Source organism: Psychromonas sp. (assembly GCF_983033635.1).
This window is the reverse complement of record NZ_CEZLMY010000107.1, coordinates 1-11975: the sequence shown is the minus strand read 5'-3', so window position 1 is coordinate 11975 and position 11975 is coordinate 1. Positions and strand designations below refer to the sequence as shown.

The following is an 11975-nucleotide window of genomic DNA, read 5'->3' as shown; positions in this document are numbered from 1 at the left end:
GTAAATGCAAGCATTTAACATCTTGAATGGTTGCTCCCTTATCGAATGCTGTAACACAAAAACAAACTTTCTAATTATCCCGAGCTGAGGTTAATTAATAAGATCCCCCTCAACACAACCGATAAACGCACTAATTAACGGTTCATTTGCTCGTGTTTTATAACAACAGATACCTAAATCAAATGACTGTAAAGGGGTTGTTACTGACAAACTCTGCACGCGATCGCGCACCGGGCTATTTTCAATCACCACATCGGGCACAATCCCCACACCACAGCCAAGCGCAACCATGCTAATCAGTGCTTCATGCCCTGCTACTTTGGCATAAATATGCGGTTTTCCTATTTTAAAGAGGCGATACCAATTATCAAAACGGCGGCGTACCGAACCATGTTCAGGTAAAATGAACGGCACATTTTTCCAGTCGATATTAGCCTGGCTAATTTGCTGGGTAACAGCACAGGTTATGGTTGGTCCTATAATAGACAGCGGTATTTCCGCGAGTTGAATAAAATGTAAACGAGCAGGGAAGGTATCTGGGTAGGCAGTGATCGCAAAATCAACTTGATGTTGTAATACTTGATCAACTGCCACCGCACTATCACCGGTGCTCAGTTTAATTTCGACTTTCGGATGTAATAATCTAAAGCGCTCTAAAATGGGAGGCAAGTGGCTATAAGCGGCCGTCACTGAGCAATACAGATTGATCTGACCTTCCAGCTCACTTTTACTTTGCTTGATAGAACGCTTTAATAGCTCCCACTGCTCAAGTTGTTGCAACGCATACTGTTTAAATAACAAGCCGGCTTCAGTTAATACCACAGAACGATTATCGCGGTTCAGTAAACGAACACCTAACTCATCTTCAATCCGTTGAATACAGCGACTAAGTGTTGATGGGCTGACATGTTTCGCTTGCGCCGTTTTAGAAAAGTGCAAACTGTTCGATAAATGCAAAAACAACTCTAACGACTTGATATCCATCTATTTATTTTACAACCGGCAAATCTTCACGGCTCCCCCATTCACTCCATGAACCATCATAAACAGCTAAGTTTTCATATCCCGCTAAGGTTGCCCCTAATGCTAAAATACATGCGGTGACACCAGAGCCACAACTAAAAATTACCCGGTTATTTTTTGGGACGATTGCTTCAAAGAGCAAAGCAAGCTGGTAGGCATCTTTCATTTGTTGATCTTCAAGAATCGTTGCAGAAGGCAGATTTTTAGCATTCGGCATATGACCGGAACGTACTCCCGCCCTTGGCTCGGGCGCCTGACCTGAAAAGCGCAGTTGCGGACGTGCATCAACAATATCCTGTTGCTTATCTTGCGTAGAAAAAAGCACTTCATTAGCATCACAAATTAGATCGCTTTGATAACGGGCAATGAAATCACCTTTGTTTATCGGCTTTATTTTATTATCACTTTCTATCGGCAGTGATTTTTCTTTCCAAGCGGGTAAACCGCCATCTAATACAGCCACATTATCAAACCCCATCGTTTTGAACATCCACCATACTCGAGGACTGGAGAAAATGCCTAAGCTATCGTAAACCACTATTGTGCTGTTTTGATTTATGCCTAAATTTTGTGCCGAATTTTGAAAAACCGCTTCACTGGGCATCATATGCGGTAAATCACTATTGTGATCACAAATTTCACCATCAAAGTCGAAAAAAAGCGCCCCTGGAAGGCGCTCGTTAGCCCATTCCAACTTACCATCACGGTTAACATTAGGCATATGCCAACTGCTGTCCAACAAAACTAAATTTGCATGATTAATATGTTCATTTAACCAGTCGATTGAAACGAGTGCGCTGGGCAAGCTTAGTGAAGGCATATTATTTCCCTTTAAAAGAACAGGTTAAGTATTCTTATTTGTTAAATCATAAGAATGAAATAACAATTAATTAAAATATTAAAACAAACTGATAGTTAGATCGCTGTGGTTAAAAATCAAGCTGTTTTATAAAAAAGCGTGAACTGAACTCATCTAACAGAGTAAAGCCAGTGTATTTCATTTTTTGCAACATAACATTGCCAATATATCATTTTGCGCAATATAAGTTATAGGCTATAGTGCTTAGCGAAAATTGAAAGCAGATAAAAATAAATTTTTATCTGCTTTAATCCCTATAAACTATTTTTTGGAGTCTCCTCAATGGCTAACTATTTTAATACTCTTCCTCTACGTGAGAAACTAAACCAACTAGGTCAATGTCGTTTTATGGATCGCAGTGAATTCACTGATGGCTGTGAAGCTTTAAAAGGTAAAAAAGTAGTTATTATCGGTTGTGGTGCACAGGGTTTAAACCAAGGTTTAAATATGCGTGATTCTGGTCTAGACGTATCTTATACGCTACGTGCTGCAGCTATCGCTGAAAAACGCCAATCATGGAAAAATGCAACAGAAAATGGTTTCACTGTAGGTACTTACGAAGAGCTTATCCCGCAAGCAGATTTATTATGTAATCTAACGCCTGATAAGCAACACACTGCTGTTGTGAATGCAGTAATGCCATTAATGAAAGACGGCGCTACACTTGCTTACTCTCACGGTTTCAACATCGTTGAAGAAGGTACAATCGTACGTGAAGATATCACTGTTATTATGTGTGCACCTAAATGCCCAGGTTCTGAAGTACGTGAAGAGTACAAACGTGGTTTTGGTGTACCGACACTAATCGCGGTTCACCCAGCTAACGATCCACAAGATCACGGTTTAGCATGGGCTAAAGCATATGCATCAGCAACAGGCGGCGATCGCGCTGGTGTATTGATGTCGTCTTTTGTTGCTGAAGTAAAATCAGACCTAATGGGTGAGCAAACTATCCTTTGTGGTATGTTGCAAACAGGCGCAATTCTAGGTTTTGAAAAAATGGTTGCTGATGGTTTAGAGCCAGCTTACGCATCTAAATTAATTCAATACGGTTGGGAAACTGTAACTGAAGGTCTTAAATACGGCGGCATCACTAATATGATGGATCGTCTATCTAACCCAGCTAAAATTAAAGCATTTGATATGTCTTTAGAGCTTAAAGATATTCTACGTCCATTATTCAACAAACATATGGATGACATCATTGAAGGCGAATTTTCTAAAACAATGATGGAAGATTGGGCAAATGATGACGTTAACCTACTAAAATGGCGCGCAGCAACAGCTGAAACTGGTTTTGAAAAACAACCAGCTGGCGACATGGAAATAGATGAGCAAGAATTCTACGATAACGGTATCTTCCTTGTTGCAATGATTAAAGCCGGTGTTGAGCTTGCATTTGAAGCGATGACTGCATCAGGTATTATCGACGAGTCGGCTTATTACGAGTCTCTACATGAAACACCGCTTATTGCTAACACTATCGCACGTAAGAAACTTTACGAAATGAATGTTGTTATCTCTGATACTGCAGAATACGGTTGTTACCTGTTTGATCATGCAGCTAAACCAATGCTAGCAGACTTCGTTAAAGCACTAAGCCCGGAAATGCTGGGTAAACCTTTAACAGTAGCATCTAACTCTGTTGATAATGCACGCTTAATCGAAGTTAACGAAGCAATTCGTACTCACCCTGTAGAAGCTATTGGTAAAAAACTACGCGGTTACATGACGGATATGAAAACTATCGTTGAAGCGTCTTAATTTTATTAGTTTAAAATTAACTTTTAGTTAAAAATAAAAAACCAAGATTAATTCTTGGTTTTTTTATACCTGCAACAACTACGTCTATACCTACACCCCGTACTGATATGAAAACGATTGTAGAGCGTATTAATTTTAGTTAAAAATTAAATAGCTGATAAAGCCAAGGTTTCTGCCTTGGCTTTTTTGTATCTAATAAACTACGCCTCGATGCCTACAAGGCGACGGACATGAAAACTATCGTAGAAGCATCTTAATTTTATTAGTTTAAAATTAACTAGCTGATAAAGCCAAGGTTTATGCCTTGGCTTTTTTGTATCTGTAATAAACTACTTGCCGATTCTTACAAGACAACTGATATGAAAACGATTATAGAAGCGTCTTAATCAAGACTACTCGCAAAAAATTTCTATTTGCTAACAAGATAGTAATATAATGTCAGCCCGGCCTTCTTTGAAGGTGGGGCTTTTTTATATCCAATAGTTGAGTAAACAGATGACAGAACAATACGATAACCGTTTTGGTGGCATTAAACGCTTATATGGCAGCAAAGCGCTTAATAAATTTCAACAAAGCCATATCTGCGTGATCGGTATTGGTGGTGTCGGTTCATGGGTGGCAGAAGCATTGGCCCGCTCTGGTATTGGTCAACTCACCTTAATAGATATGGATGATATTTGTGTCACTAATACCAACCGTCAAATACATGCATTAGCAGATACCATTGGTGAGACAAAAATAGAGGCGATGGCTGCGCGTTGCCGATTGATTAACCCTGAGATAAAGCTGAATTTAATTGATGACTTTATTGATAAGCAAAACTGCTTTGAATATCTATCCAGTGAATTTGATTATATCTTTGATGCGATTGATAGTATCCACGCTAAAGTTGCCTTAGTCGCACATTGTAAGCGTAATAAATATCCACTATTAACTTGTGGAGGAGCAGGTGGACAGCTAGATCCGACACAAATACAGGTAACTGATTTAGCTAGAACAATTCAAGATCCTCTGGCAGCTAAAGTGCGTTCAGAACTGCGCCGTTTTTTTAATTTCAGCAAAAATCCAAAACGTAAATTTAGAGTCGATTGTGTTTTTTCAACCGAACAACTGAGTTATCCAGATATGAATGGGGAAGTTTGCCAACAGAAATCCGAGTCGGATGGCAATATGAAGATGGATTGTGCAACAGGTTTTGGCGCATCAAGCATGGTGACTGCAAGTTTTGCTTTTGTGGGCGTGGCGTTTATGTTAAAAAAGATTATCAAGAAAGCCCAATAGCAGAAAAAGCTGTCAACGCGTTTTAATTAAAAGTTAAAATGCGTTGACTAAATGCTAAACAATTAACTGCTAGAAAGATCCAATAATTCACGTAATGCCACCTGACACATACTAAATTCAGGTGTTTTTACTGCTAATAACGCATCCGCCATTTTATACCAACGCTGCACAAGATTTTGATGCTGGTTTTCCCAATCAGCAAATGCCTGACTGACATTGCCCTCTTTTAAACCGAGTAAAATCGTTTGGCTGATACGTTTTTGCTGCCACTCTAAATCATCTAGCATCGCCTCTCTTGCTAATGATTGCCAATGGCTATCAACTGGTAACAATATTAACTGCTTGGCGATATCAAATAGTTGCAGTTTATCGGTGGCAAAGAAATAAACCTGTGCAGCCAAGTGGGCATCCACCTCAAGTTTAGTGGCGACTGAAATAACACTTAACAGAGCATAAATCTGATCTGCACTGGCTAATTTATGCGCTAATAATTTAGGAACAGCCGATTCCGTCAAGGATAAAATCATCTCAGATCGATAAACAATTGCCTTGCCAATTAATACCATTTCAATATCATCAACCACTGATTGTAATGGTTTTTGATATTGTTTAATTAACTCCCCTGTATCCAATTCGTCACGATTATTGCGAATTAACCAGCGTGTTCCATGGCGCACCATGCGTTTAAGTTTAAAGATCAAATCACTTTGTAAATCACAACTGACCCTGTTATCTAACGATTCAATCTGCTCAAGAGTTGTATTCAGGCCAAAAATATCGCGAGCAGCCACCCAAGCTTTACTTAACTCTAAAAATGAACAGCCTGAGCTTGCCATAATACGGTGGGCGAAGGTTGCCCCCATCACATTAAAAAGATCATTGCTTACTTGCGTAGCAACTATCTCTGTAATCAACGGATGTTGATGTATCTCTTTTTTGTATTGTTTCACTAAAGATAAAGGAAAGATTTTTTCAGCTTCAGTAAGAAGGTAAGGATCATCAGCGATATTGGCATTAGCCAGTGCTTCTTTCATCTCATTTTTGGCATAAGAGAGCATCACTGCAATACTCGGACGAGTTAACCCTTTATGGCAATTTTTACGATCGCTTAAAACATCATCGCCAGGGATAAATTCCAGCACCCGGTTGAGCTTACCTTTCTCCTCTAAATCACAGATAAGACGTCGATATTCTTCAAGACGTTGATAACTTTCAAGGAATGAAATACTGACACATTGTACCTGGCGGTAATTGTTTTTTAATACAATTTGTGAAACTTCGTTGGTCATTTTATCTAACCAAACATTACGCTGCTTAACTGTTAAATCACCTTTGGAAACTAATTTATCAAGCAGAATTTTGATATTAACTTCTAAATCTGAACAGTTCACACCTGCAGCATTATCGATTGCATCGGTGAAGCATAAACCTTCATGTAATGCATATTCGATACGGGCGCTTTGCGTAAAACCTAAATTGCCGCCTTCAGCAACTACAGAGCAACGTAACTCATTACCATTAATGCGTAAAATATCATTGCCTTTATCACCGACATCGGCATGACTTTGACTACAGCCTTTAACATAGGTGCCGATACCACCATTCCATAACAGATCCACTTGTGCTTTTAATAAAATAGTAATGAGCTCGCTGGGAGTAACTTGCTTTTGGTAAATATCAAAACGTTTAGCCATTTCCGGACTGACTTTAATTGCTTTAGCACTGCGCTCAAAAATGCCGCCACCTTGTGAAATCAGCTCACAGTTGTAATCGTTCCAGCCTGTTCGTGGTGTCTCAAAGAGACGTAAGCGTTCAGCAAAATTAGCCTCTAAATCAGTCGGTGCGGGATCAATAAAGATATGCAGGTGATTAAATGCCCCCAGTAACGAGATAAATTTAGAGCTTAGCATGCCGTTACCAAATACATCGCCCGCCATATCGCCAATGCCAATCACGCTAATCGCTTGCTGTTGCACATCAATACCGAGTTCACGGAAATGGCGCTGCACGCTTATCCAAGCACCACGCGCGGTAATGCCCATCTTTTTATGGTCATAGCCATTACTCCCCCCCGAGGCAAACGCATCATCTAACCAGAAGTTCCTTTGTGCCGCCAGTTCATTGGCGATATCTGAAAAAGTGGCAGTGCCTTTATCTGCCGCTACAACAAGATAAGGATCATCACCATCATAACGGACCACATCAAGTGGCGGTAAAACTTCTCCTTTGTATAAGTTATCAGTAATATCCAACAAGGCACTAATAAAGATTTTATAACAGCTAATTCCCTCGCTGATAAAACTTTCTCTATCCATTGCCGGATTGATTTCTTTAGCAACAAAACCGCCTTTAGCGCCAACGGGCACAATCACAGAGTTCTTAACTTGCTGTGCTTTTACCAAGCCTAAGACTTCGGTGCGGAAATCTTCGCGGCGATCTGACCAACGTAAACCGCCACGCGCAACTTTACCGCCACGCAGATGCACTCCTTCAATACGAGGAGAATAAACAAACACTTCATAATTTAAACGAGGTAAGGGAATTTCGCTGATTTTGTCATGATCAAACTTGAAACTGATATAGGGTCTGTTTTCACCTGCACTTTGCTGAAAATAATTACTACGCATCGTTGCCATAATTAACTCTACGTATTTACGTAATACGCGATCTTCATTGAGATTACTGACATCATTTAGCGCACTTAAAATTTTCTCTTCTAACTTTTGCTGTTTTATTAAATCAAAGGCACAGCTTGGATCAAAACGACGCTTAAACAACAAAACGATCTCTTTAACTAATTTATTGTGATCTAATAATGTCTTCGCAATAGAAAAATGGCTAAAACCAAAACGTAACTGTTTTAGATATTTAGCATAAGCACGCAACATGCTTATATCACGCCACGCAAGTCCGGCACCCAAAATCAGTTTATTAAAAGGATCATTTTCAGCATAGCCGTACCACACAGATAAAAAAGCATCGGCAAACAGATCTCGGTAGGCTTCCGGATCAAAATTGCAGACTTGTGCATAGACCAAAGTAAAATCATATAACCAAAACGATTTTTCTCCCCTTGGAGTGACTTTATAGGGGTACTCTTCAGCTACTTTCAAGCCCAGGTTTTCTAAAATTGGAATAATATCTGAAAGTAATAACGCCCCATCTTGATGAAACAGTTTTAATTTTAGCTCGCTGCTATTTGCTTCAATGGAGCGATAAAAACGTAATGTCATCGAACGGCTTTGGTCTGCATATAAAGACTCTATACGTTCAATATCAGCCACAGCAACACGCGGGCTGAAAATATCCTGATAACTGCTCGGAAATGCTGCATTGTATTTTTGGGTGAGTTTTATCCCCTGCTCTTCACTAAAGTGCTCAATTAACGACTCGTGTAATTCATCACTCCAGCGTTTGGTTAACTGCCTCATTCTGTCTTGAATCGTCTGCACTTCCAAAACTTCATTTAGCGGGGTTTTAAGGCGTAAAACCAAGCGCAAACGCGCTAAAGTAGATTCACTTAAATAGGTTTGAAAATCACTATCGCTGACTTCTAAGGTACGGCAAATCAACTCTTCGAAGGCCAGTCTGACCTTGGTATTATAAACATCGCGAGGCACATATAAGCTGGCGATTACAAACTGTTTATTACCTTCACTACGTAAAAAAAGCTTTAACTCTTTACGCTCCTGCGCATGTAAAATTTCGGTAACGTTTTGTAAAAGTTCATTTTCATCACACAACAGAAGATCTTCAACTGGATAGTTATAAAGGATCTGTGACAGTTCTTTATAATAATGTCCACCTTGATTATAAGCGGATTGCTGCAAAATATTTGCAAGCTTACGGCCTACCACAGGAATATCTTCAGGCGTACCACCGTAAACAGATGAGGTATACAAACCGATAAAGCGGTAACCGGAGATTAACTGCCCCGCGTCATCAAAACGTTTTACATAAACAACATCCGGGTAGGCGGGACGGTGTACCATCGCGCGTTGTGACGCTTTAGCAAAATGAATAAATGAAAGCTTGTTTAACACCTCAAAGGACTCAAATTGCCAAGCTTTGCCCATAAAATTGGCGCGCTTTAATAAACCTAACTGACTAGCGGTAACTGCTTTAACTTCTCCTTGTTCGATAATAAATTGATCACAACCAATAAAGGTAAAATGATCATTTAACATCCACAGCAAAAATGTTTGCTGCTCCTCTAAGTCATCTATTTGCTGATTAAATTTATCTGCCTTGCTGTGTTTAAGCGCTTCTTTAACTGTTTGCGTTACACTTTCAAAATCATCAACCACCAAGCTGACATTTTGTAAGGCCAGTTGTATTTTTGACTCTATCTGATAGCGATCTGCTTTTGCACTGGTTTGATCGATTTCAAAATAGAGTAATAATTCATTCTTATTATCCGCATCGAAAGATAGTAATTTCCCCGTTTTTCCGCGTACAGTTGCCATCTCACAGTAAAAACTTCGATGCACTTTAATGTTTTGCTCATTAATAATGAGTTTTAAGGTATCAATAACAAAGGGGATATTTCGACATAACACGCTGATCACTGTATGTGAAGACTGCCATTCATCCTGCTCGACATCAGGATTGAAAACCTGAACTTTCGCTTGTTCGGCTTTCCACAGCTGGATCTCACGCCATAAGGAAACTGTTAAACCGCTTAAATCTGCTGGTGACATTTGTGTTAAATCACTGATCACAACATCACGATAAACTGCACTGATAAATTGCTGTAGCGTTTTTTGTGCTCGTTCTGAAAAATCTACTTTTAATTGGGAAAACACCTGCTCTAAAATATCACTTTTTTGATTGAGTATTGAAATCATCTATGCCACCTATCCCATTGAATCTTATAACTCTAAGGCTAGAACAGAATAGTGAATTAACAAACGCAGTAAGTGATTTTATAACAGGCACAAAAAAAGCAACCGAAGTTGCTTTTTTATAGGGGAGTTACGGGGAACTACATCATACCGCCCATACCACCCATGCCGCCCATATCAGGCATAGGTGCAGCAGCCTCTACAGGTCGATCTGTGATCATACATTCGGTAGTGATCATTAACCCGGCAACCGAAGCTGCAAATTGCAATGCGCTTCGGGCTACTTTAGTTGGATCAAGAATCCCCATATCTAACATATCACCGTATTCGCCCGTGGTTGCGTTGTAACCAAAGTTACCTTCACCTTGCTGTACATTATTTGCTACAACAGATGCTTCTTCTCCACAGTTTTCAACGATTTGACGAAGTGGCGCTTCCATTGCACGTAGTGCAACACGGATGCCAACATTCTGCTCGTCATTATCACCTTTAAGACCTTTTAATAATGCAGCAACACGGACCAGAGCAACACCACCACCAGCAACAACGCCTTCTTCAACCGCAGCACGGGTTGCATGTAGCGCATCATCAACACGATCTTTTTTCTCTTTCATCTCAACTTCAGTTGATGCACCCACTTTAATAACCGCAACACCGCCAGCGAGTTTTGCACTACGCTCTTGCAGCTTCTCTTTATCATAGTCAGATGAAGATGCTTCAATTTGCTGTTTGATTTGGCTTACGCGTGCATTGATTGCTGTTTCATCTCCGACGCCATCGATAATAGTTGTTTCATCTTTATTGATCACAATACGTTTTGCTTGACCTAAATCTTCAAGCTGAATTTTCTCAAGATCTAAACCAATCTCTTCAGAGATAACCGTAGCCGCAGTTAAAATGGCAATATCCTGCAGCATCGCTTTACGACGATCACCAAAACCAGGGGCTTTAACAGCACATACTTTAACGATGCCGCGCATATTATTTACAACAAGTGTCGCTAATGCTTCGCCTTCAACGTCTTCGGCAATAATTAATAAAGGTTTTGATGCTTTAGCAACCGCTTCTAATGTTGGTAATAATTCACGGATATTACCGATCTTTTTATCGACTAATAAAATAAATGGACTTTCAAGTTCAACCGTACCCGCTTCTTGATTAGTCATAAAGTATGGCGATAGGTAACCACGATCAAACTGCATACCTTCAACCACATCTAATTCAGTTTCCAGACCTTGGCCTTCTTCAACCGTTATAACGCCTTCATTACCTACTTTTTGCATCGCACTCGCGATGATTTCACCGATTTCAGTATCAGAGTTAGCAGAGATAGTACCTACCTGGGTAATCGCTTTTGAATCTGCACAAGGCGTTGATAACGCTTTTAGCTCAATAACCGCTGCTTTAACTGTTTTATCAATACCACGTTTTAGATCCATCGGATTCATACCCGCGGCAACCGCTTTTAAACCTTCAGAAATAATAGCTTGTGCTAATACCGTTGCCGTCGTTGTTCCGTCACCCGCCGCATCATTGGTTTGTGATGCCACTTCTTTAACCATCTGTGCGCCCATATTTTCAAACTTATCTTCAAGTTCGATCTCTTTGGCAACCGTTACACCATCTTTCGTAATCTGCGGCGCACCGAAACTTTTGTCGATAACGACGTTACGACCTTTCGGGCCCAATGTAATTTTGACAGCATCAGCAAGTACATTAACACCCGCTAACATTTTTACACGTGAATCATTACCAAATTTAACGTCTTTTGCACTCATTTCTATTTCCTTTAATTCTTTAAAATTAAGACAGCCCCAGCTCCTTTTAACTTAGAAAGCAAGGGAAATTTAATACAGTAACTTATTCAGCTACTTATTCAACAACAGCCAAAATATCGCTTTCACTTAAAATAAGTACTTCTTGACCTTCAATTTTTTCTGTTTTTAGACCGTAACCTTCACTGAAAATAACAATATCTCCCACTTTTACATCAAGCGGTTTTACTTCGCCATTATCTAAAATTCGACCTTTACCCACAGCAATAATTTCACCACGCGTTGATTTTTCAGCTGCGCTTCCCGTTAACACAATGCCACCAGCCGATTTAGTTTCTTGTTCAGTACGTTTTAAAATAACACGATCATGTAATGGACGAATAGTCATGGTTTTTCCTTAAAAAATAATTGTCTTTGGATATATTACAA

At 39.8% G+C, this 11975-nt stretch carries 7 protein-coding genes; 2 read left to right on the top strand and 5 right to left on the bottom strand.

What is annotated here, in order from left to right:
* Positions 1–90 precede the first annotated feature (90 nt).
* Both ilvY and sseA read right to left on the bottom strand, forming a co-directional pair.
* Positions 91–984 carry an HTH-type transcriptional activator IlvY gene (ilvY, locus tag AC4GME_RS13015; protein ID WP_490377605.1) on the bottom strand — a complete coding sequence of 298 codons (894 nt, stop codon included), beginning with the start codon at positions 982–984 and terminating at the stop codon, positions 91–93.
* Between the two features lie 4 nt (positions 985–988).
* Positions 989–1843 (bottom strand): 3-mercaptopyruvate sulfurtransferase, encoded by an 855-nt coding sequence (sseA, locus tag AC4GME_RS13010; RefSeq protein ID WP_490377604.1) that lies wholly within the window; start codon positions 1841–1843, stop codon positions 989–991.
* A gap of 321 nt (positions 1844–2164) precedes the next feature.
* Here sseA and ilvC point away from each other — a divergent pair, with 321 nt between their 5' ends.
* Positions 2165–3646: a ketol-acid reductoisomerase gene (ilvC, locus tag AC4GME_RS13005; protein ID WP_490377804.1), complete on the top strand. Its 1482-nt coding sequence runs from the start codon at positions 2165–2167 to the stop codon at positions 3644–3646.
* A 495-nt stretch (positions 3647–4141) separates the two neighbouring features.
* A complete protein-coding gene (gene tcdA / locus AC4GME_RS13000; protein WP_490377805.1) occupies positions 4142–4927 on the top strand; it encodes a tRNA cyclic N6-threonylcarbamoyladenosine(37) synthase TcdA in 786 nt (261 codons plus the stop codon).
* A gap of 62 nt (positions 4928–4989) precedes the next feature.
* On the opposite strand, the gene AC4GME_RS12995 is transcribed toward tcdA, so the two are convergent.
* From AC4GME_RS12995 to AC4GME_RS12985, 3 genes are all read right to left on the bottom strand, one after another.
* Positions 4990–9774: an NAD-glutamate dehydrogenase gene (locus AC4GME_RS12995; protein ID WP_490379535.1), complete on the bottom strand. Its 4785-nt coding sequence runs from the start codon at positions 9772–9774 to the stop codon at positions 4990–4992.
* Between the two features lie 137 nt (positions 9775–9911).
* Positions 9912–11549 (bottom strand): chaperonin GroEL, encoded by a 1638-nt coding sequence (gene groL / locus AC4GME_RS12990; RefSeq protein WP_490378762.1) that lies wholly within the window; start codon positions 11547–11549, stop codon positions 9912–9914.
* Between the two features lie 94 nt (positions 11550–11643).
* Positions 11644–11934 (bottom strand): co-chaperone GroES, encoded by a 291-nt coding sequence (locus AC4GME_RS12985; RefSeq protein WP_490378763.1) that lies wholly within the window; start codon positions 11932–11934, stop codon positions 11644–11646.
* Positions 11935–11975: the final 41 nt, after the last annotated feature.

Bases quoted from the DNA above. Each gene is read 5' to 3' on its own strand.
- ilvY (WP_490377605.1), bottom strand. From the start codon at position 984: ATGGATATCAAGTCGTTAGAGTTGTTTTTGCATTTATCGAACAGTTTG.
- sseA (WP_490377604.1), bottom strand. From the start codon at position 1,843: ATGCCTTCACTAAGCTTGCCCAGCGCACTCGTTTCAATCGACTGGTTA.
- ilvC (WP_490377804.1), top strand. From the start codon at position 2,165: ATGGCTAACTATTTTAATACTCTTCCTCTACGTGAGAAACTAAACCAA.
- tcdA (WP_490377805.1), top strand. From the start codon at position 4,142: ATGACAGAACAATACGATAACCGTTTTGGTGGCATTAAACGCTTATAT.
- AC4GME_RS12995 (WP_490379535.1), bottom strand. From the start codon at position 9,774: ATGATTTCAATACTCAATCAAAAAAGTGATATTTTAGAGCAGGTGTTT.
- groL (WP_490378762.1), bottom strand. From the start codon at position 11,549: ATGAGTGCAAAAGACGTTAAATTTGGTAATGATTCACGTGTAAAAATG.
- AC4GME_RS12985 (WP_490378763.1), bottom strand. From the start codon at position 11,934: ATGACTATTCGTCCATTACATGATCGTGTTATTTTAAAACGTACTGAA.